A 23342-nucleotide genomic window follows, 5' to 3' on the forward strand; every position below is an offset into this window, starting at 1 on the left:
TGTCCCCCACAGGATGACAGACCCATGGAACGTGGCTATGATTCGTTAGAGAGCAAAGACTGGGAATTCGGATATCGAATGTTGGCTATCAGGGCCGATCCTCAGATCCAGAACATTGTAAAAAATGATCAATTGGCTTGGCATCACGTTCAATACTGACCGCCACTCTCACGCGATAATTCTCCTCATTCGGCAGAATCTGGAGCTTTTTCTGACTCAGTCAGCCACGCTCCAACCGATTTCTCCTGACAACGGGTCAGAGAAAGATCTTGCTCAGGGAATTTTGCGTTCGGCTAGGTTAGAGTGGAGTGGGTTCGACTGGCCCCTGTTCACATGGCTTCAATTATCTTTTGATTCAATCAGCCTCAGGAAAACATATGGTCTTCTGAGCAACAAATTGGTTTCCAACAGCTCGACCAGGCTTGATGGTTACCAATAAACCTCAAAGACATTCACAGAATCGTTCCAACGCAGATATCAGACGAAGGACTCAAGCGAAATGGATCCGGCACCATCGCCAGCCTCCAGCAATCTGGCTCGTCAGATCAATCTCAAGTGGTTGCATCGATTAATCACCTCTTCGATCGGCCGCAAATTCATCATGGGAATCACTGGGCTTTTGCTCTGTGGCTTCCTGGTCGGCCACCTCGCTGGAAACTTTCTACTCTTCAAGGGTGAGAAAGACTTCAACGAGTATGCGGAGTGGATTCACCATCAGAAGCTTCTCCCGCTCATTGAACTGGGCCTGCTGCTATTGTTTCTGGCTCACATTTACCTCGCATTCGTCACCACCTTTGAAAACCGCAAAGCCCGTCAACAAAGGTATGTCGTCAAAGAATCGAAACAATACGACCTGACCTTGCCGATCCCTGCCCATAATTGGATGTTCATTTCGGGCTCGATCATTCTTGGCTTTCTCCTGCTGCATCTTGTCGATCTTCGCATCGGCATCCGTCCAGATTTTGTCTACACCGATTCAGCGTACGCCAACACCATGCAGGCCATCTCCAACCCCATTGGCCGCATTGCCTACATCGTGGGTCCAATCATCCTTGGCTTTCACCTGGCACACGGTTTTGCCAGTGCTTTCCAGTCGCTCGGGCTCACTCATCCCAAATACTCAGGGCTGATTTATAAGTTGTCGATTGTCTTCGGGATCGCAATTGGTGCTGGATTTGCCAGCCTCCCCATTCTGGTTCCCGGCATGGCAAATCGCTCAGCCAAACCAGCCAGTACGACGAGTACTGCACCCGCACCAGCAGTAGCAGTCGATCTCCCTGCTCATGACTAAAATCAGCTAGGTTGAGTCTTCGATCTCGTTCGTCTGCTCAACCTGGTACCAACCGCAATCGATAAATACAGTCGCAGCATCCAGGAATTGTTCACCAACATTTCTATATCGTTTTGAAGAGGCCATTTGATGTCTTTGGCAACTGAAGTTGGCATTCTTGACGGAAAGTGTCCCACCGGTCCGATTGCAGATCGCTGGCCGAAGCACAAACAGGATATGAAGCTCGTCAATCCTGCCAACAAACGGAAATATACCATCCTAGTGGTGGGTACAGGCTTGGCAGGTGGCTCAGCCGCTGCCTCGCTGGCCGAACTTGGCTACAACGTTCACTCATTCTGTGTGCAGGATTCTCCCCGACGGGCACACAGTATTGCAGCTCAGGGCGGGATCAACGCTGCCAAGAACTATCAGAACGATGGTGACAGCGTCTGGCGCCTCTTTTATGACACAGTCAAAGGCGGCGATTTCCGCGCCCGTGAATCGAACGTCTATCGTCTCGCATCGATCAGTACCAACATTATTGATCAATGCGTCGCCCAGGGTGTTCCCTTCGCCCGTGAATATGGTGGCACTCTCACCAATCGCTCTTTTGGTGGAGCACAGGTTTCACGCACCTTTTATTGCAAAGGCCAGACTGGCCAGCAACTTCTGCTTGGCGCTTATCAGGCCATGATGCGACAGGTCGAAGCCGGTAGGGTGAAACTTCACACCTGGCAGGAAATGAGTGACCTCATCGTCATTGATGGCGTCGCTCGCGGGATAGTGACTCGCAATCTGCGGACAGGGGCCTTTGAATGCTACCTCGGCGATGCCGTCGTCCTCTGCACAGGTGGCTACAGCAACGTCTATTACCTTTCCACGAACGCCAAAAGCTGTAACGTCACAGCCGCCTGGCGTTGCCATAAACGCGGGGCTCTATTTGCTAACCCCTGCTACACTCAAATTCACCCGACCTGTATTCCGGTCTCAGGTGACCATCAATCCAAGCTTACTTTGATGAGTGAAAGCTTGAGAAACGATGGCCGCGTGTGGGTTCCAACGAAAAAGGGAGACACCCGTTCGCCAGAGCAGATTCCGGAAGATGAACGAGATTATTATCTCGAACGTCGCTACCCGTCATTCGGCAACCTCGCCCCACGCGACGTCTCCAGCCGGGCTGCCAAAGAACGCTGTGATGCAGGTTATGGCGTTGGTCCTAATGGCCTTTCTGTCTATTTGGATTTCCGCGATGCGATCCAGCGAGATGGCGAAAAAGTGATTCGCAGTAAATATGAAAACCTCTTTCATATGTACGAGCGAATCACGGCTGAAAACCCATACAAGCAGCCGATGCGAATCTACCCCGCCCTCCATTACACAATGGGTGGGCTGTGGGTCGATTACAATCTGCAAAGCAATATCCCCGGGCTTTTTGTGCTCGGCGAAGCCAACTTCTCCGATCACGGAGCCAACCGACTGGGAGCCAGTGCTCTGATGCAGGGACTCGCCGATGGCTACTTCGTGATCCCCTACACGATTGGCAATCATCTCGCATCGACAAAACTGCCTAAGGTCTCCAACGATCATCCCGCGGTTAAAGAAGCGTTGATCGAATCACGAAATCGTATCGAAACGCTTCTCGCGACAAACGGCAGCCGCACGGTTCAGGATTTCCACCGCTCACTGGGCCACATCATGTGGGATCATGTCGGTATGGCTCGGACATCAGCCAGCCTACAGACTGCCGTCGAACAGATTCGCGCCCTGCGAGACGAATTCCACGAAAACGTCAAGGTTCCCGGGACAGCCGACACGCTGAACCAGAACCTCGAATATGCGGGCCGTGTGGCTGACTTCATGGAGTTCGCTGAACTTCTCGCCATCGACGCCCTCCACCGGGAAGAGTCTTGCGGCGGCCATTTCCGAGAGGAATATCAGACCGAAGAAGGCGAAGCCAAACGTAACGACGAAGACTTCTGCTATGTCGGAGCCTGGGAGTTTAAAGGGGTCGGTATTGAACCCGGGCTCTGGAAAGAACCCCTTAAATTCGAGGAAATCCCCCTCGCCACAAGAAGCTACAAATAGTCTGAATCACGCATTTTTTACTTGCAGCATCCCTCATTCATTGCCAGCACGTATCAGCGGCAATCCCTATTGAAGCAGGCACTAATTCCATGATTGCTCACAATAGCGACAGTATGAAACTGACTGTCAAAGTCTGGCGCCAGCCCGCGACCGATAAGCCCGGCCATCTCGCGACCTACGAAATCGCTAACATCTCGCCAGACATGTCGTTCCTCGAAATGCTCGACGTCCTCAACGAGCAACTGATTCTCAAGGGCGAAGAGCCCATTGCCTTCGACCACGATTGCCGCGAAGGCATTTGTGGAACTTGCGGCATCATGATCAATGGCCAACCGCACGGCCCGGATAACAACACCACTACCTGCCAGCTCCACATGCGACGCTTCAAAAACGGCGATACGCTGATTCTTGAACCCTGGCGGGCGAATGCTTTCCCGGTCATTAAGGATCTCGTCGTTGACCGTGCGGCCTTCGACCGGATCATTGCCTCCGGCGGGTATGTCTCGATCAATACCGGAAATGCCCCGGATGGAAATGCAATCCCTGTTCCCGGGACAATGCAGGAAAAAGCGATGGAAAACGCAGCCTGTATTGGCTGTGGTGCCTGCGTCGCTTCTTGCAAGAACGCCTCCGCCATGCTCTTTACCTCGGCCAAGGTGGCTCACCTGTCACATTTGCCACAAGGTGCTGCCGAACGCAATGAACGCGTTTTGAAGATGGTGGCCCGTATGGATGCCGAAGGCTTCGGCAACTGCACAAACACAGGCGAATGTGCCGCCTCATGTCCCGCCGGGATTCCGCTGGCCAGCATTGCTCGCCTCAATCGCGAGTACATCCGCGCTCTCCTCGCCTCCGACCAGAGCTGATTTGAGTACCTAGCCATCTCAATATCACATTAAAAAGAGACGATGCCCTGCATGCAACAGCGCATCGTCTCTTGATTTATATTCATGCGTAGGGTGCATGCAGTTCCTACGAAATGCACCATCGTCCAACTTCAATTCTCAATTTCGTCCTATCATGTATTCACCCAACTTCCAACTTCCAACTTCCAACTTCCAACTTCCAACTTCCAACTTCTAACTTCCCCTCATCCTCTCCCGCACCTCAACATACCGCTCCACATCCTCCTCACTGAGCTGATACAAAAACATCGAACCGCCGATTTTCTCCACTGGCTCGAAGAATCGAAAATATCCAAACTCGTCCAGATTCACTGCTCGATAACTGCCATCTGGCAATCGCAGTGCATGTGGTCGGCCCTGGACATAGTTCGCACTCACCGCATGCCAGCCTGCTGCGGGAGTATAGGCCGCAGGTGCGTCCTGAGTTAATCCGATCTTCCAGGGCCTCACACTTCCAAAGTAGGCCAAAGTCGATAGCTCAATCTCGTTGGCATCCAGATATTCCTGCAGCCGGTAAAGATCCTGCCCCCAATCCAGATTCGAATCAGAGAGCCGGTCAAGCCCACCGGTCGATCCACCGGCCAGCAGATTAAAGTAAGCGAGATGATCGGGATGTTGCCTTAACGAGAGCGGCATACAAGCGATCAAGATCACCCCTACGACATTCATCCACTGCGGAGAAATCTTTTGCCACCAGCCGGCTGCCTGAGCTGCAAACAGCATCAGAAATGGAAAGGCTGGCAAAACATATCGGATCCCCAGCTGATTCCCGGATAAACTTGCAGGGATCACAAACACTGCCACTCCCGTCATGAGTAACAGATTTCGTCGCCACAACAGGTTTTTCCCTTCCCCCTCGCCCACAATCCGACTCTTCCTCACGACGAAAGCCATCGCCAGCATGAGGCACACCAGCATTGCCAGAGGCAGCTTCCAGATGAACGCCCACAGGTAGTAACTGCGAAATCCTTCGCTATTCCACTCACCATTCAGAAACACCGGATGTTTAACAGTCAGGACCTCGCGCAACGCTTCCCATTCCGCCAGATATGGTGCGGGTAAGACCCCTAAGGCAAAGAACTGCAGACTCAAAACCAGCCATGTCATGAACAATCCCGCGAAGATCTGCCAGACGATCTCCTTTCGCTTCGTGATAAATACCGACTTCGGCAGAATCACCCAGATTGCGATGCACACCGGCAGGATAAACGCCACCGTCAACTTCGTCAGCAGTGCCAGCCCGAGCATAGTTCCCCACAGGCAGGCCCGTTTCCAGGTGGGTCGGCTTTGCCAGTAGACACACGCGGCGACTGTTGCGAACGCTCCCAAGGTTGCTGGTAAATCATGGGCCACCAGACTGCTATGAGCCAGAACGGTCGGACATGTGACCCATAACATGGCGGCCAGTAAACCGGCAGACTCACCAAACCATTGCCGTGCCCAGATCACCAGTAGTAAACCAGCCATTGTCCCGAGTGGAATCATCATCAGGCGAGCAAGAAAGAAATGCTGGCGATAGCTCTCGGCATGCTGGTCATGGAACGCATCTCCCACTTCTTCAGCCATAGGGACGCGATCTGGCCAGCCACTTTTCTCTGGCAGCTCCAGCCCCACTCCTCCGACAACCAGCGGCAAACTCGCCCACATCCGCACCAGCGGAGGATTGATCGGATCCACTCGCCAATCGGCGGTCTGCCAGTAAAAGACCCCGATCGGCAGATGCCAGTATTCATCATGCGTCGGTGACCATCGCCTCGCACAATCCGCCGCCAGGAAAGCCTGCACCAGCAACAATCCACCCACGATTGGCCAGAACCAGCGCAGCCCACGCCGTGTCGAGTCATCGCTGCGAGAGACTTCTACGCCCGCATGCGGCTTCGTCTCGGCATCGACTCGCTGCGCTTCGTCACTCGCCGATGCCATCGCAGCCGCCTTGCGACCACGCTCCTTGTTCCCATGATGTTTGTTAGAAGCCATGCAACAGCGACCTTCACCTGCGCACGATCGAATTGTCTCGACGACGATAAAACAGGTAGATCATCGGTTCGCCGGGCAGATTCCACAATGATCGAGTTCCCGCGATCCATGTCCCCCCGGCTTTCGACAATCCATCAGCACACACGAATGTCCTGAGCATTCAGACCGCAAAATCACTCCGATCATTTGCTCAATCGGATTGTTCCTCTACACAATACACAAATCGCAGTAACACACTTTTCCCGGATGGAACGAAACGAACATGACTCTGGCAACTCCTCTTTGCGACTGGCACAGCACCCATGGCGGCCGAATGGTCGATTTTGCAGGCTGGAACATGCCCGTCCAGTACAAAGGGATCGTCGACGAACACAACGCCGTCCGCACGGCGGCCGGCCTCTTTGATATCTCTCACATGGGTCGTCTTCGCTTTACCGGCCCCGATGCCCGCGAATTTCTCGACGAAGTGCAGACCGTCGATCTCTCCAAACTCAAAACCGGCCAGATTCGTTATGGCTTCATGCTCAATGAATCAGGCGGCATTCTCGACGATATCCTCGTTTACGACTGGCCCGATGCCCCTCAACTGGTGGTGAACGCCTCCAACCGCGAAAAGCTCCTCGCATGGATGACTCCTCTCGCTACGCGCTATGCCGTCTCGATTGAAGATCTCACCCTCACCAGGGTGATGCTCGCTGTTCAAGGCCCCCACGCCATCGATATTGCCGCACAGCTACTTGGCGATGAAGTCCGCCAGCTCAAGTATTACACCGGCAAGCCCATGACCTGGTCGAACGAACCCGTCCTCGTCAGCCGCACAGGCTACACGGGCGAAGACGGCGTCGAACTCATTATCGATAGCGGCTCTGCTTTGGCTCTCTGGCAGGCTGTCCTGGCTGCGGGTGAATCGGTCGGGATTCTCCCCAGCGGCCTGGGCTGCCGAGACACGCTGCGCCTCGAAGCCGCCATGCCCCTTTACGGCCACGAACTCTCGGAAGAAATCGACCCGTTAACAGCCGGGCTCTCCTTTGCCATCAAGCTCTCGAAGCCAGCGAACTTTATTGGAAAAACCGCACTGGAAAAAATCGCCACAGGCCCCATTCCCCGCCCGCGTGTGGGTCTGACACTCGACGGCAAACGCATTGCCCGCGAAAAAACCCCGGTCGTGTCTGGCGAAAACATCATTGGTGAAGTGACTTCCGGCACATTCTCCCCCACCTTCCAGAAGTCGATCGCCATGGCCTATGTGGATGCAGCTTTTGCCGAACCTGGCACCCGGCTGGAAGTCGATATCCGCGGGAAACGGGAATCCGCCACCGTCGTCCCCCTTCCCTTTTACAAGCGGAACTCCTAACGTTCCTGTAGCGTTTTTCAGCAGGTGCAGAATTCGGTAGGGTGCATGAAGTCCTCGGAATGCACCAACTCAACCCTCGCTTAGGCGTAGGGTGGGTTAAGCCCTTGCGCAACCCACCACCTCAACCCTCGCCCATGTCCGCATGGGAGAGGGTGGCCGCAGGCCGGGTGAGGGCTCTTCGTATTCACCAACGATCAACCATCAACCATCAACCATCAACCATCAACCATCAACCCACAACCCCGGAGTTCACATCATGGCCGATCGTGAATACTCGCGTTACCAGTCCAAAGTCATCAAAGCCTTCTACGACAACCGCGACACCAGCGACCAGCAGAGGCTGAGCGAACTTGTTGCCGACCTCTACCTGACGGAGGGCAAAAAGAAGGCCAAGCTCTGGGCGACGGCTCAAGAGATCATGACCCGCATGGGCGTCCCAGCCTCCCGCATCGCCCACGTCGTCGCCTCAGACGACGCCGCGATCCTGGCCGAGGTGGTGAAAGACATCCAAGCGGGAAAAATCCAAAAACCCGCCCCCCCCAAACCACCCGCAACGTAATAAAAACCGGCTATCTCGTAGGGTGCATGAAGTTTCGACGCAATGCACCAACTTCGTAGGGATACTATGCGGCAAATTCCCGCCCGGGTATTGACTGTCGAAAGACACCGTCACTTCGCCAACGAATGAATCAGCCAATGCCAGACTTCAAGTGGAATGAACTGGACTTTCTTGAATTCTTTCCGGTAGCACCCATCCTCGAAGATTACTATGCCGCTTCCTACAACTACGAGGCCGAAAGGAACGGACTGCGTTTGCTCTTCACGGTCTGGGAAATGGAGAGTGTAATTCAGGCATCCTTGTTCCGATTGTCTTCAGAAAAGGCATTATCGACCTGGGCCGCCTACGTGCGAGGCGAAGTTCGGCTGATCGATGATGACCGTGGCCGATACCTGGAATTCGAAGATTGCATCGTCGCCCCGAATCGGTTCTGGTATCTAGAAGCGGGCGATGTTTTCGACAAGACTCGCTTTCCATTCTCAGTCACAATCACCGTGACCATTGATCCCGATTTTCACATTGCCTTCGTCAACTATGAGTCTCGAACCTGAGTTGCACGCCAGCCGCACATGAAACAGGATTTCACTTCATGAACTGGAAAGTCGAACTCGAATACTCTCTGCACGGTGCACCGGCTGACGCCTCGTCAATTGCCAACCTGGAAACCGCGATCGGTGTCACCTTGCCTTCAGCCTACCGTGATTTCCTCCTGACGGATGGAGGGGGCTACTTGCGAGACGGTCTAGCGAAGTGCACCAGCCCAACACCGTTCGGCGAACACAACATCACCGTTTTGCATTCCATTGATGATGTCTTGGGCCTGTTGGACTCAACAATCACTCCTCGCAATATGATCTGCATCGGCTGCGGCCACTTTGGCATGACAACCTGCTTATCTATCGCGGGGCTGGATCACGGACAAGTCTTTTCCCTCGATACGGAGATGCGGTATTACTGGGATGACGAAACACTTGCATGCTATCCCGCTCTCGATCCTTCAATCATCGAGTTTTTTCGACTGCGAGACGAAGGTGAACTGCCTGAGCGTCCATGGGGTTACGAGTGCTGCTACCATATTGCCGACAGCTTTCCTGAGTTTCTGAATAAGCTGTATCGATCAACCGACTAGGCCGTGTCACTTCACAGCTTTACCGTTTCAAACGTAGGGTGCGGTTAAGGCTTTGCGCAACCCACCACCTGAAAAACACGGCTCTGTTGATCGGAGATCTCGGGAACGACCACGGCCCGGCATTCCTCTTCACGGTCTTCACCGAAAAGCGCCCAACCTGAATCTCCAACACAGGGTGCCTCCGGTTGAATTTCCAATTTCTACCGGGATGGTCAAGCCACAGAAGGCATCCCGCCGCCCTTCCGTTCTGGCCAAGCTCCACTCAAGACCTTCGAGTCTCTCAAGTCAGTCACTCTGGCACCACAACCTCCCTGGCCACTGGTCACTCGTCGCTCGCCAACGGGTAATCTGTGCCAGGCAGCCCAGAATCAGCGCTCCACCCGTGGGCTTGCGCCGGACTTGCAAACCAGGTGCAATTACGCGGATTGCAAGGAATTTCGCCCGCCGATCACCTTCCGTGGCCAAAACCTGCCAGATTCAGCAGAAGCCCCGCTCATCTGGTGACCGACATTGACACAGCCTGGAGACACGCTCCATACTTTTGCATACTTATTGCAAAGGCGTCCCTGTGCGTTATCACGATCCCAAACTGCACCAGACCTCTCGTGGTGGTGCCGCCGGCTTCACCTTGATCGAACTGATGGTCGTACTGACCATCATTGGGGTATTGCTTGCACTTCTCCTCCCCGCAGTGCAGCAATCGAGAGAAGCGATGAGGGCCACTCAATGCAAGAACAACTTGCGGCAGATCGCTTTGGCTCTCCATCAGTTTCATGATGTCCACCAGGCTTTCCCACCCGCCAGCATCAAACCACGTCCCGACGGTGACCAGAGCCAAATCTGCGGAAGTTCTGAAGCAACCTGGTTGATTCGACTCTTGCCGTATCTGGAGAGGAGTCAGCAATACGCCGAATGGGATGTCTCTGCACCCTTCATGAACCATTCGGAAGAAGTCCGGCGACGCGCGGTCCCACACTATCTCTGCCCTTCTCGCAGGGGCCCTGACAATGCCGTTTCCGAAGCACAGCAAGTTCTCCTGGCTGCTCCTTGCGGCTGTGGATTCGATATTGTCCTGCCCGCCGGGGCAACCTCCGACTACGCTGGCAATCTGGGAGATCTCTCCCCCGGAGCGAACTACTCCGTAAACGACTTCTATTGGGGCGGGAACGGAACCGGTGTGCTCATCAATAGCCGTGGCGTTTGCGACTTACTAAAGCCGCTCGGCTGGATTGATCGTATCAGCTTCACCAAACTGCAGGATGGATCATCGAATACATTACTGGTGGGAGAAATGCACATTCCACGAGGAAAGCTCAACGTTCCTCCCCATAACGGTGCCGCCTATAACGGTGACCATTTCTCGGCCTATGCCCGGATTGCTGGACCGGGGGCACCTTTACAGCGCCCGGATGGAATTGAAGCATCCTACACGATTGGAACCTACCGCTTTGGCAGCTGGCATCACGAGACCGTGAACTTCGCCCTTGCGGATGGAAGTGTCCGCAGCCTGTCATATCACATGTCGACCTCTGTGCTCGGTCATCTGGCCCACCGACAAGACGCGGCCCCAGCGGCAGAGAATTAAGATGAGACGGGATCGACGAACTTTACTGATGGGGATAACACCGATTGGCCTGATTCTGGGTTTGATCTCAGGGTGTGGGCCAACGACACCCACGACAATCCCTGTGTCCGGCATCGTCATGGACTTCGATGGCTCGCCGATCTCAGGCGGGCTGGTCGAACTGGAGTCTCAAACTGGCGGCATCAACGCCCGTGGCGAATTGAACGCCAAAGGGGAGTTTCAGCTTTCGACGTTCGCCACCGGCGATGGTGCAGTGCCCGGAGTGCATCGTGTGATTGTTCTGCCGCCCATCAGCCCTTACGCAGGCGCCTCAGTTCTGGCAACACATCGAACCCACTCAGCAGCCCCGCGCAGGCTCTCTTCGAGGCTCGCCGACTATCGGACATCCGAACTGGAAGTCACAATTCCAGCCACCGGCCCTCACCGCCTCACCATCCGGCTGCCCCGCTTCGACGACCAGGCAAAGTGATTCACCACCGCAGCCTGGGGGCGAGCATTCAGCACCTGTGCCAGCGGCACGAGAGGATGGCCCTCAGCAGGCGTAGGATGCGGTGAAGGCTTTGCGCAGCTCACCTGCTCAAAACCCGCTGGGTGAGACTCGATTTTTCGGCTTATTGAATTGGGGAGCGGAGTTTGTCTTCACATTCCACTGCTCGTGCCGCGTTGCCTCATTCGGAGGCCTTACCTGAGTGATTGCCGCCGGGAAGATAATAGGCCTTCATCGAAATCGTGCCTGCCGAGTCGGTTCCGCCATCGCCCTGGGCTTCAATTCTCAGGAGAACCTGGCGTCCCTTCGCCTGCGGAAGCTCGACAATCTCTTCGATCTTCGGCTTCATGGGCTTATCCGCCGACCACACCTTTTCACCGTTCATCAGAATCGTGAGCGACTTGACTTTGATGTTATGGCGTCCGACGTTCCAGTAACGATTGAGTTCCAGACGATAAAACCCGGCTTCGCCGACTTCTGAAGTGATATCGACTTCCCAGGTCGAAATCTCCTGCTGGACGTGATGCGGTCGCCAGCCATACTTGAGGTCGACCGGCCCGGTAAAGAACTCGGCATACCCTTGAGCCCCCAGGCCCATTAAAGAATTCGGATCCAGCTTCTGAATCTCCTCCAGAACCTTCAGCGACTCTTTCTCATGATTTTTCCACCTGCGGTACACAGCATACTTGGCAGCCAGTGCCCGTTGCCGGTATTCGACGGTAATCTGCTTGTTCTCAAGCACGTTATCAATCGTGGCGATCGCTTTGTTGTGCTGCCCTTTTTCTGCGAGTCCGGTCACTTCTTCGAGTAGCTTATAGGGCTGAAATTCATACCTGGCCTGCCAGCCTAGTTGATCTTGAGGATCGCTGGCCTTCAACTCGGCCAATACGGGCTTATAGCCATCAATTTTCGGCCGATAGGTCTCATTGATCCCCCAGCCGACATTCATCAGTTCGAGGCTTTTCCCCAGAAGATCAGCCCGGGCCTTCCCCTGGACTTTAGTTGCCTTCTCCCAGAGTTCATCCCGCTCTTTACGTTTTGCGAGAAGCTCCTGAATCTGGGCGGCCACACCATCCACAGGGGTCTGTTCCAGATTTTCCGTCAACTGACCAATATCCCGGCCCTGTGCATCGTACAGGCCGATGAGTGGTACCTGAAACAGATAGCGATTGAGATTGTTCTTCTTGTCGCGCTCCTGCTTAGGCTTGGCGGCTTCTGCTTCGGTATGGTCAACGTGGACGAGAATCACGTTCTCGCCCAGCGCATTGCGGAAGGCCGACGTCTCGAAGACATCCCTGAGAAACTTCATCGAACCAGGATGCCAGTCACTTCCCGTCACCAGCACGACAATATCGCCCGGCACAGCTTTCGCCATTTCCAGGGCATCACTCAACGTCGGCGCAGTTCTTGTCTCGGCAGCCATCACGCCTGCTGAAAGAGAGACAATCACCACCAGCAACATAACCAGATTTCGTATCACGGACATCATGAGCTCTCATCAAGAACGGCAACAAACACCGTCTCAATATTCCTGGGGAAGTATCAGTAATGACGCTGATCCACGGAGATCAATATCGTCACTTCAATACGCTATATATAATAGCCACCTAACTACTGAGCAGGCTTCCCGTAGACGTACACACCATTGAGATGGAGAAAGTCTTTGCGACCGTCTGGGTAATCCCCTTCAATTCGCACATATTTGGCAAGTGGCCGGCGTGAAGTCAGGTCAATCTGCCAGACCTTCTCATTCTTGTTCGCTTTATAGACCTGTTGCCAGTTCTTCCCGTCAATTGAGACAGCCACCTTAAATGGAACAGCCCGGGCAGAGTTTCCACCATCAATATTAACAATGGCGATCCCACTGATATTTCCCTGCTTCCCTAACTCTACGACAAGGGCGGGATTCGCTTCCTGATCGGTATGAAACCGCCCTCCCGATTCCTTGAGAATCCCCGCATGCTCCAGAGGTTCATCCCAGCGGCAGGTTGTCGAGATCGCAGGGATACCCCCTTCACTCAGCAGCACACCACTATAGGGCTTATGAGCCGTCTTGTAGTTCGGTTTAATAAATTTCGCGCCCAATTCAGAAAGTGCATAAAAAGCCGATTTATCTGCTGTCTGCTCGGCCAGCAAGATTCCCTGCCGACACAGACTCTTCAACGCATCTTCACTATTACTTGCAGTGCTTGTGGCGGCTGCAGCTAACCCCGCCAGAAGCCCTTCTTTCAATGAAACATCTTGAGCGGCCATCTTCTGGCAGGCATCCAGAAAGCGAGCAAAAATCTTATCGTTCGAAATCGTCGTCTGAAGGACATCTCCAAACAGGCCAGGCTTTGCCGCCTGATCTCGCTGTTTACCCATCTCTTCGACGATTCGATCCAGAGGCATTTGCATGACCAGATTTTCCACCGGCTTTTCGTAACCGGCCAGCCAGATCTTCTGCAAAGCCACACGATCGCTACTTGAAGTTGCCCCCTGGCAAAACCGCTTGATCAGGAGCCAGCTTGTCTCGGGAGTTCGTTGAAAAGTCGTTACAGCCAATTGAGCGGCTTCACTCTTCACTGCTATCGGTGCATTCTGCTGTTGTAGCAAATCAAAGTATTTCGCCTGAAATCCATAATGGAACGGATTGGCTATGGTTGCCTGCTTGTAGATTTGTGTTCGTACATTCGTCTCTTCTTGCGGCAAAACTTCGGCGGCCCAGGCCAGATACTGCGCCTCTCGCAAATTCGGATGCATCCAGGCGGCATCACCTGCAAAGAGGTCCGCCCAATTGGCCTCAAAATAATTCCGATGGGGGGTCCGATGATTCCCATCGACACTGTTGCCATCGACCCACTTTCCTCGTTCCGGGCGGACGGCAAAAGCGCAATGCCCCGGTTCTCCCATCGTCGTCGCTGGAATTCCATCCGCTTTAGCTGACAATGCTCCAGTGGTACTGAGTGATCCACAAACGCCACCCACTCGGACCGTCTTTTGCGTATAGTTCAGCCTTTCGCTCCAGGGCATATAGTACCAGGCCGACTGGATAGAATCGCCAAACGGACTATCCCCTAAATAGTGAACCTGCCATGCCGCCGACCTGGCTTCGGTCGGTGAAAAACTGGCGCGATTTCCGATCCATGTCAATTCATCAAAGGTGACAGTCGCTGCCACTGCAAACCGCATCTCCCAGATATCGAGCTGAACAAAGCCGGGATGGAGCTTTCCTTGTCGGTTGCGATCTCGATAATAACGGTAGATCTGCACGGCATTGACCGGTGTCTGATCCGACATCGCCGTTTCCAATGCGACACTTGTCGCGATTTTCTGTTCCAGAGATGGCTTTCGAATTTCGGGGTCGAACTCAGCCATGGCCGCCAGAGCCAGTAATCCGGTGACGGGATTCTTAAAGCTGCCAGAACCGACAAACTCTTCCATCCATAATGTCTGCGAGAAAAACTCCTTAAGGAAAGCCTGTTCGCTGGGCGACTTCAAAAAAACCAGCAACTCTTTAGGCGAGAACTGACGCAGAATCTCATGGCGAACCAGTTCCCGCCGAAGTGCTGGTTCTCGTAACCTGGCTGTAAGATTGCTGGCCTCTAATGCTTGAATCTTTCCTCGCAATGCTGACGATTGTGCAGGAAAATCACTCAGCCACAAATCGACGGCGGGATCAATCGGCTCCACCAGTTTTGCCGTAACCACATGGGAAGAGTGACTACTCTCTGTGCTATCCTGAATCGTGTTACTTGCCGCTTTAGCGTCACTCGGACTGCTGGAAACAGCCACGGTCGTTCCAGTGGTCGAGGCCTCAGCACCAGTATTCCCATTAATCACAGGAACCACAGCCGCAGTCGAAGCTCCTTCGGCGGACGTTGAAGCAGGTCGCGTCAAAAAAATCAATGCGACGATCACGGCCAGCAGTCCTGCACCTCCCAGACCCAGACTAATGGCGAGCAGGTTGGAGTTATTCCCTGTCGATTTGACACTCTTCCTGGCCGAGGATGAAGATGCACCTCGACGCACCTGTGGAGCCTGGCCGTGGCCATTCTTTTTCGGGCGAGGTGCTGGCGGCAACTTTTGAGACATAGGTATTTTCCAAAGCCAAAATGCGTTTTCAACAGGGGTTGTATGGCTTGATCCCCCAAGGCACACAGCCATCGATTATTCACGCGAGCGATCGCTTCGAGGACCTGATCAATACCAGCTTTCGAACTGAAAACTTTGAAACCAGCATTCACCTCAGCAAACGCTCTTCAATCATGAATCTTCAGAAACAAAAGAGCATTTCCTTGTGCTTACAGTACAGCACATTGACCTTCAGTGCAAACACTTCTTGAGACTCTCTCGACATCGTTAAGGTTGTGTTGCTTCAAGAATCTGAGCCTTCGGGTGCATGCATCTCACTTTCCAGAAGATCAGATCCATCGGCCCTCGTCGGCTATGTTCACGAAATGCCGTAAGCTCAATATGCAGATCGCTCGACAGATTTCCACGACACAACAAGACCATAAGGTGTACACTCATTTGCTCATCGGTCTTGATGCGACGGGTTTTGTCTTCTGACCGGAAAGAGAACCCTTACCCCAAACTTTGAAACCAGTATGAGTTCCACGATTCCTGCCACCTGGTTTTCAAGATTCACCCGCTGGGCCTGGCGACTGGGGAAGTGGACGTTCTTTGGCGCGCTTGCGTATGCCGCCCTGATCGTCATCGGCCTCTTCCCGGTGAACAATGACTTCAAACCCTCACCAGAGGGAGTCGAAATTTTTGTCGTTTCCACGGAAGTGCATGCCGATCTGATCGTTCCCGTTTCGCACGAGTTAGTCGACTGGTCAGAGGAATTTGATCCTGCCTGGTTTCCAGGAGATATCAGTCGCTATTCCCATGTGGCCATAGGCTGGGGTGATCGTGGCTTTTTCCTTGATACCCGAACCTGGGCAGATCTCAAACTTTCAACGGTGATCAATGCCCTCTTCTGGCCTTCCCGCACCTGCCTCCACGTCGATTTGACACAGCCCGAGTACTATACCACTGCGGTCTCAGTCAAGCTTTCCCGGGATCAGTACCGCGAACTGACGCAATTTATCAAGTCCACGTTCCAGCGAGACCACCAGGGCCGAATCATTCCTATTCCAGGCTACTCATATAGCCAGACAGACACTTTCTTCGAAGCCCATGGGAGCTACCATCTCTTCAACACCTGCAACTCCTGGGTGGGCCTGGCTCTTCGAAAAGCCGGTGTCCGCACGCCATGGCAATCAACACTCCCGCACACACCCACACTTTATTTACCGAATTAATGCCGATTCCAATAAACAACTGCGTGGCGGGTGGCTGGGGTTGAGTCTTCGAACCCCCAGCGATTTTCGGCACGAACTGGGGGTACGCGACGACGTTTGGCCCCAGCCATCCCATTCCAAGGAACGCGATTAAGTCTAGATTTGGTATCAGTAGCTATAGAATACCGTTAAGCAGTTAGCTCACGATAAGAGCAGGTAAGTCTCAACTCGATCAGGGTGCTGTGCCGACACCACTCGCTACCCGCCCATGCCGCGACTCTTCATCGGGATGCCGACTGGCGACGACAAGGTATAAACAACCCACCAGAAAGGCGCTGGCCGCGCTGGTCGCGAACATCCAGAAGAAGCCGGCTTCGTCGATGATCCAGCCCAGAAACGGGGCGAAGACGAGACCGCCAAGATCGGTCATCCCCAGGATGATGGCCGTCCCTGTCCCTCGGGCCGACACGGGAAAAGCACCTGCTCCCAGCGATACGACAGCCGGAAATAAAATTGCATGCCCAAAGCCACAGATGATCGCGGGTATCAGGAGCTGCCAGTCCTCTGTCACGAATGGGATCATGAGATGGCCTGCTGTCTGGCCCATCAAGCCACGAAAGAGCATCCACCGCCGACCAATTGTCCAACCCCAGTTCCGCACACTGATCCGGAAGCAGAACGCACTGATGGCATAGGCCGAAAAGAAAATCGCAATCCCGTTCAGCCCGCGCTCTGTCGCAAAGCGAGTCAGAAAAACCGTCGTCACCGTCTGCCCCAGTCCCATCATCATGGCAGCCAGCACCACCGCTCCCGGCCAGTATCGATAAAGCAATCGGACCGCCGACTGCGGCTCCGTCATCGGCTCATGATGCCCCGTCTGTGGGAATTGCCGGATGAGCAATAAATAGACCAGACCGATCGCCGCCGCCCCGCCAAAGAGGGCATAAAACTGTTCATGGAGATCAGGGATCCAGCGCACCACCTGATCAGCAATGTTCGAGCCGATGATCATCCCCACAAACCCGCTACTTCCCAGATTGCCGATCACCTCAGTTCTGCGGCTGAGTGGCACATGGTTCTGGATGTGTGTCATCGAGCAGGCGAACATCCCCGTCAACCCGGTATAAAACGCGGCTCTGGCGACATAAAGTGGCCAGCCCAGCCCTGTGGCTAAGAGAAAGACAAGGCTCCCTCCCGTGAATAAAGCCGAACAGAGCGTCCAGACGAGCCGGGTGCCGTAATAATCAATGCTGCTGGAGAGCACGAGCCGCGCGAGCACAGCGACAATCAAACCCACACTGACGATATTGCCCGTGGTCTGCTCGTTCCCGCCGAGATAGTGAACCAGTTCGGCAAATCGAAACGTAAGTGCATTGGCCATAACAGCCAGAATGTTTGCCAGGTACGCCAGCCAGAAGACCCGGTCATAGATGTTGTGCTGGGTTTCAGAGAGGCTCGGGATTGCTGGAGTCTTCGCAGGATTCATCTAAACTCGACCCACACCGGCCGTCTTGTTTCGATCATTTCTCACAATGATATCTACATCACGTTATATAGAAAGTCATGTGGCACGTCCCTGAGGTCTTCCGAAGGGCGTGAACATGAATCTCACAAGACAAAGACCAGGCCCTTTCGCAGTGTTGTGATTTTGGGGCCATCAGGGTCTTGCCACACCCATCGATCCGACACACTGCGACAAAACGTTACTCCAGTCGCTTTGAAGCATCCGTGGGTGTTTTATAAAGCTTGCGATCCAGCCTCGGTAAAAACAGCGTCCAGTGCGATTCGCCATGCGGGTCTTCAGAAATCGCCCGCATGAACTCATGCAACTTGGCATCGAGGTTATCTAGTAAATGGAGCGCCATTGCTTCGGGTGTCATCGGTAGACGCGGGCTGCCAAACTCATAGCTTCCATGATGACTCAGAATCAAATGTTTGAGACGCCACGACAATTCTTCAGGAAACCTTTCTCCCGATAGCTGTTCCGTTTCGCGGATCCGCTCGGAAAGCATCTCGACACCAATCTGCAGATGCCCAATCAACTGTCCTTCATCCGTATAGGCAAAGGACGTTTCATAACTCAGTTCGCGAATCTTGCCGATATCGTGCCAGAAGACCCCGGAGACCAGCAGATCTGCATCCAGGGTCGGATAAACCTCAACCACCTTGCGGGCCAGATCCATCAGCGTGACGACGTGTTCCAGTAATCCCCCATGGTAGGCATGATGAGCCTTGATGCCGGCGGGTGCCTTGGCATACTTTTCCATCAGCTCTTCATCGAGCAGGCAGCACTCACACAACGTTCTCAGTGGGACCGACTCGATTTTCAGCAGATGTTCCCGCAAGCGGGACATCAACTGCTCGATATTTGCTGTCGTTTCCGGCAGAAAGTCGAGCGGATCAATCGTCGCTGCATCGATTGGGTGTGCTCCCGTCAGGATCAATTGCAAGACGCCCTGAAAAAGCTGCACTTTTCCCCGCACACGCACATACTGACCGGCCTGAATGTGTGCGACCGATTCTTCCGAGACGTTCCACATGCGGCCATTGATTACCCCCGATTTATCGCGGAGATCGACATTCAGATACAGCGCTGCATTGCGATTGGCACGCAATTGCCGATCTGCCACCAGAAACGTCTCATCAACGTTATCGCCATCTTTCAGTTCAAGTATGAGCCGCCTGGCCATGGAACTCCTATCGCAGCAAAATTCGGGGGCCGTTCAGTCCCTCACGGCCCAACTGAACATCGCAGTCATCATCAGGTAAGCATCTCGATTGCCTTGTCGAAGATGGCGGGTTGGCCCGCACATCACAAGTCTAACTCCACGATTTCTCGACTTCCGCCACCCTTTTTACGATCCATCAGTTGTCGTAGCCAAGGTTGGGCATGAGCCATTTTTCGATTTCTGCAACCGACATCTCTTTGCGTCGTGCATAGTCTTCAATTTGATCTTTGGTCACTTTATCGACCGAGAAGTAGCGGGATTCTGGATGAGCGAAATACAAACCGCTCACAGCCGCCCCCGGGTGCATCGCATAGCTTTCCGTCAACTTGATGCCTGTATTTTTCTCAACATCCAGCAGTTCGAACAGCGGAACTTTTTCCGTATGATCCGGACAGGCGGGATAGCCGTAGGCAGGCCGAATCCCACGGTACTTTTCTTCGATCATCTCTTCTTTCGAGAGCGATTCCTCTTTGCCAAAGCCCCAATGTTGACGGGCTTCATGATGCAGATATTCGGCAAAAGCTTCGGCCAGTCGATCGGCCAAAGCCTTCGTCATGATCGAAAGATAGTCATCATGCTGTTTGTGGAGAAATTCATCCGCGAGTTCATCACAGCCAATCCCTGTGGTCACAGCAAAAGCCCCCAGCGAATCCATCCGCCCACTTTCAATCGGTGCGATGTAATCCGCCAATGACCGAAATTCTTTCTGGCCCACTCGTTCCCACTGCTGACGCAGCATCGGAAAGCGTTGGATGATCTCTGGTTTTCCAGCCGCCACACTCTCTGGCGAGTACAACACGATATCTTCACCATCAGCCTGTGCCGGCCAGAAACCGTACACACCCTTGGCCTGGAGGAGTTTTTCTTTCAGAATCCGGTCGAGCAGCTTTTGTGCATCACTAAAGACCCGGCTGGCTTCTTCACCAACGACTGGATCATGGAGGATTTTCGGATATTTCCCGCGTAACTCCCAGGTCATGAAAAACGGTGACCAGTCAATGTATGGCACCAGTTTCTCGAGCGGGAAATCATCCAGCACTTTCGCGCCCCAGAAGTCGGGAGTGTCGATCTTCACGGTCTTCCAATCGGTCTCAAACCGGCGGCGACACGCTTCTTCAAACGGAACCAGCGTGCGCTTCTGCAGATGCCCGTAGGTATCTCGATCACGCTGTTGATTGGCTGCCAATTGTTTCAAGTATTCATCACGCCGCTCATCATCCAGCAGGTTCTCGACGACAGGAACAGAGAGCGAGGCATCGACAATATGAACTGTCGGTGCCGAGTAATGGGGAGCAATCTTGACTGCGGTATGCTTCGCACTCGTGGTCGCCCCACCAATCAGGAGGGGAATCTTGAACCCGCGCCGTTCCATTTCTTTGGCGACAGTGGTCATTTCATCCAGCGATGGCGTGATCAATCCCGACAGACCGATAATCTGGCAACCTTCCGCAATCGCGGTGTCCAGAATCTTATCGCAGGGAACCATCACCCCTAAATCGAGCACTTCGAAGTTATTGCAGCGCAAAACCACAGCCACAATGTTTTTGCCAATGTCGTGCACATCCCCCTTCACGGTGGCAATCAGAATTTTGCCCCGGCTTGTCGATGTCGGTTGTGCTGCCACTGTTGTTTCACCGGCAGCCTCAGAACTGGCAGCCAGAGCTTCTTTCTCCGCTTCCATAAAGGGCTGCAGATAGGCCACAGACTTCTTCATGACGCGGGCGCTCTTCACGACCTGCGGCAGAAACATCTTTCCTTCGCCAAAGAGCTTGCCCACGACATTCATGCCGTCCATCAGCGGCCCCTGAATGACATTCAGCGGTCGGCTATACTTGAGTCGGGCTTCTTCGGTATCTTCGTCGATAAAGTCGGCAATCCCTTTGAGCAAAGCATGCTTGAGCCGCTCTTCGACCGATTCACTGCGCCACGCTTCGACAACCGGGCCACTGTCATCCGTTCGTGTTTCGCGCGCCTTGAGTTCTTCCGAATACGCAATCAAACGCTCCGTCGCATCTGGCCGACGATTCAGCAGCACGTCTTCGACGTAGGTCAACAGCTCCTTCTCGATCTCGTCATAAACGGCCAGTTGCCCGGCGTTGACAATACCCATATCGAGACCGGCATTGATCGCGTGATACAGGAAGGCGGCATTCATCGCTTCGCGAACATGCTCATTCCCGCGGAAGGAGAACGAGACATTACTCACACCGCCGGAAGTTCGGGCATAAGGGCAGGTCGCCTTGATCTCGCGAACGGCTTCGATGAACTCGACAGCATAGTTCGCATGCTCTTCCATCCCCGTACCCACCGTGAGGATATTGCAATCGAAGATGATATCTTCCGGCGGGAACCCGGCCTTCTCTGTCAAAAGCTTGTACGCCCGCTGACAGATCCGCACTTTGTTCACCTGATCCGCCGCCTGACCTTCTTCATCGAACGCCATCACCACGACTGCTGCGCCGTACTTGCGGATGATCCCGGCATGTTCGAGGAACTTTTCTTCCCCTTCTTTGAGGCTGATCGAATTCACAACCCCTTTACCAGACAGACATTTCAACCCCGCCTCAATGACATCGAACTTCGAGCTGTCCACCATCACCGGCACTTTGCTGATCGCCGGATCGTCGGAGATCAGATTCAGAAAATGAACCATCTCCGCTTTGCTGTCGAGCAGACCTTCGTCCATGTTGACGTCGATCATGTTCGCGCCGTTCTCAACCTGCTGGGCAGCAATGGTGAGAGCTTCTTCGTATTTTTTTTCGCGAATGAGTCGGGCGAACTTCTTCGAACCCGTCACGTTCGTCCGCTCACCAATCATCAGGAACGATCGGTTCGGTGCCGACTGGCCTTCGTCGAACACAGCATCGGCAGCCGGAATCTTGAGGACATCCGACCCGCTGTAAACCGACCAGTGATTCTCGTGGGGCACCTTGCGCGGAGCGACCCCCTTCACAACATTTGCGACGGCGTGAATAAACTCAGGGGTCGTGCCACAGCACCCACCGACAATATTCACCCAGCCATTTTCAGCGAACTCGCGAATGACACCCGAAAACTCGCTGGGTGTGGAATCAAAGCCCCCCATGCCGTCGGGCATGCCCGCATTGGGATAACAACTGATGTATCTGGTCGCAGTGTTCGCGAGCGTCTCGACATACTGCCGCATCTGCTTAGGGCCGAGTGCGCAGTTCAAACCCACGCTGGTCATGGGATTGTGCGAGACGGCTGCCCAGAAGGCCTCCATCGTCTGCCCGGTGAGCGTCACGCCACCCTGGAAAATGGTGCCACTCACCATCACAGGAATGCGAACGCCGCGTTCCGCAAAGACCTGTTCGATGGCATACAGGCAAGCCTTCATGTTCAGCGTGTCGAATGATGTCTCCGGCAGCAGTAGATCGACGCCACCATCCAGCAAGGCCCGCACCTGCCCTGCGTACGAAGCCGCCAGTTGTTCAAAGGTGACGGGCCGATAACCCGGCTTATCGGCATTGAACGAAAGCTGGAACTTCGTCGGCCCGATACTACCTGCCACAAATCGAGGTTTGGCAGGATTTTTTTTCGTGAACTCGTCGCAGACATCGCGTGCCAGGGTCGCCGCTGCGATATTCATCTCATGAGTCAGATGCCCCAGATGAAACTCATCGAGCATGAGTTCTGTCGCACCAAACGTATTGGTCTCGATGATATCTGCACCGGCTTCGAGGTATTGCCGATGGATCGACTGGATCATTTGGGGCTGAGTCAGCACCAGCACATCCGAGGCATTCTTCAAGTCGATTGAGTGCGACTTGAATCGCTCACCCCGATAATCGGCCTCAGTCGGCTCGAACCGATGGATCATCGAACCCATCGCCCCGTCGAGAATCAGAATGCGATCATCCAGAAGCGACTCAAACAGTCCGGGGCGGGAAATATCAACCATGCGTCAGGTCAGCCAGTCTCAATGAGTATTACCGAAAGTTTTCGTGGGCAGCAGTGCCAATTTCAACACCGAA

Annotated in this window: 16 protein-coding genes; 10 read left to right on the top strand and 6 right to left on the bottom strand. The window is 54.0% G+C overall.

Annotated features, from left to right (window positions below; genetic code table 11):
- The first annotated feature begins 499 nt into the window (after window positions 1-499).
- The 3 genes from PLIM_RS12625 (at window position 500) to PLIM_RS12635 (ending at window position 4221) form a co-directional block, all read left to right on the top strand.
- Window positions 500-1291: a succinate dehydrogenase cytochrome b subunit gene (locus PLIM_RS12625; RefSeq protein WP_013110708.1), complete on the top strand. Its 792-nt coding sequence runs from the start codon at window positions 500-502 to the stop codon at window positions 1289-1291.
- 129 nt (window positions 1292-1420) lie between these two features.
- Entirely contained in the window at window positions 1421-3355 is a 1935-nt protein-coding gene (locus PLIM_RS12630; protein ID WP_013110709.1) for a fumarate reductase/succinate dehydrogenase flavoprotein subunit, read from the top strand.
- Window positions 3356-3444: 89 nt separating this feature from the next.
- On the top strand, window positions 3445-4221 hold the full coding sequence (locus tag PLIM_RS12635; RefSeq protein WP_013110710.1) for a succinate dehydrogenase/fumarate reductase iron-sulfur subunit: 777 nt from the start codon (window positions 3445-3447) through the stop codon (window positions 4219-4221).
- A 213-nt stretch (window positions 4222-4434) separates the two neighbouring features.
- On the opposite strand, the gene PLIM_RS12640 is transcribed toward PLIM_RS12635, so the two are convergent.
- Window positions 4435-6237 (bottom strand): ArnT family glycosyltransferase, encoded by a 1803-nt coding sequence (locus tag PLIM_RS12640; protein ID WP_013110711.1) that lies wholly within the window; start codon window positions 6235-6237, stop codon window positions 4435-4437.
- 262 nt (window positions 6238-6499) lie between these two features.
- Here PLIM_RS12640 and gcvT point away from each other — a divergent pair, with 262 nt between their 5' ends.
- The 6 genes from gcvT (at window position 6500) to PLIM_RS22910 (ending at window position 11333) form a co-directional block, all read left to right on the top strand.
- A complete protein-coding gene (gcvT, locus tag PLIM_RS12645) occupies window positions 6500-7591 on the top strand; it encodes a glycine cleavage system aminomethyltransferase GcvT (protein WP_013110712.1) in 1092 nt (363 codons plus the stop codon).
- Between the two features lie 256 nt (window positions 7592-7847).
- On the top strand, window positions 7848-8150 hold the full coding sequence (locus PLIM_RS12650; protein ID WP_013110713.1) for a hypothetical protein: 303 nt from the start codon (window positions 7848-7850) through the stop codon (window positions 8148-8150).
- Between the two features lie 137 nt (window positions 8151-8287).
- A complete protein-coding gene (locus PLIM_RS12655; protein WP_148227094.1) occupies window positions 8288-8701 on the top strand; it encodes a hypothetical protein in 414 nt (137 codons plus the stop codon).
- Between the two features lie 38 nt (window positions 8702-8739).
- A complete protein-coding gene (locus tag PLIM_RS12660; RefSeq protein WP_013110715.1) occupies window positions 8740-9279 on the top strand; it encodes an SMI1/KNR4 family protein in 540 nt (179 codons plus the stop codon).
- 568 nt (window positions 9280-9847) lie between these two features.
- Window positions 9848-10864, top strand: coding sequence for a DUF1559 family PulG-like putative transporter (locus PLIM_RS12665; RefSeq protein ID WP_013110716.1), 1017 nt, complete (start codon window positions 9848-9850; stop codon window positions 10862-10864).
- Between the two features lies 1 nt (window position 10865).
- Window positions 10866-11333, top strand: a complete 468-nt coding sequence (locus PLIM_RS22910; protein ID WP_013110717.1) for a carboxypeptidase-like regulatory domain-containing protein — start codon at window positions 10866-10868, stop codon at window positions 11331-11333.
- A 199-nt stretch (window positions 11334-11532) separates the two neighbouring features.
- On the opposite strand, the gene PLIM_RS12675 is transcribed toward PLIM_RS22910, so the two are convergent.
- Both PLIM_RS12675 and PLIM_RS12680 read right to left on the bottom strand, forming a co-directional pair.
- A complete protein-coding gene (locus PLIM_RS12675; protein WP_013110718.1) occupies window positions 11533-12840 on the bottom strand; it encodes a thioredoxin domain-containing protein in 1308 nt (435 codons plus the stop codon).
- 122 nt (window positions 12841-12962) lie between these two features.
- Complete coding sequence (locus PLIM_RS12680) at window positions 12963-15425, bottom strand: discoidin domain-containing protein (protein WP_013110719.1); 2463 nt, start codon at window positions 15423-15425, stop codon at window positions 12963-12965.
- A 515-nt stretch (window positions 15426-15940) separates the two neighbouring features.
- On the opposite strand from PLIM_RS12680, the gene PLIM_RS12690 reads away from it, so the two are divergent.
- Window positions 15941-16639, top strand: coding sequence for a TIGR02117 family protein (locus tag PLIM_RS12690; protein ID WP_013110721.1), 699 nt, complete (start codon window positions 15941-15943; stop codon window positions 16637-16639).
- 211 nt (window positions 16640-16850) lie between these two features.
- Here the strand turns inward: PLIM_RS12690 and PLIM_RS12695 are convergent, their stop codons facing one another.
- The 3 genes from PLIM_RS12695 to metH all read right to left on the bottom strand — a co-directional run bounded on the left by PLIM_RS12695 (window position 16851) and on the right by metH (window position 23269).
- Complete coding sequence (locus PLIM_RS12695) at window positions 16851-18104, bottom strand: MFS transporter (protein WP_013110722.1); 1254 nt, start codon at window positions 18102-18104, stop codon at window positions 16851-16853.
- 217 nt (window positions 18105-18321) lie between these two features.
- Window positions 18322-19308: a 3'-5' exoribonuclease YhaM family protein gene (locus PLIM_RS12700; RefSeq protein WP_013110723.1), complete on the bottom strand. Its 987-nt coding sequence runs from the start codon at window positions 19306-19308 to the stop codon at window positions 18322-18324.
- A gap of 175 nt (window positions 19309-19483) precedes the next feature.
- Window positions 19484-23269: a methionine synthase gene (gene metH, locus PLIM_RS12705; RefSeq protein WP_013110724.1), complete on the bottom strand. Its 3786-nt coding sequence runs from the start codon at window positions 23267-23269 to the stop codon at window positions 19484-19486.
- Window positions 23270-23342 lie beyond the last annotated feature (73 nt).

The sequence above is a fragment of the Planctopirus limnophila DSM 3776 genome (genome assembly GCF_000092105.1).
Taxonomy (GTDB): Bacteria; Planctomycetota; Planctomycetia; order Planctomycetales; family Planctomycetaceae; genus Planctopirus; species Planctopirus limnophila.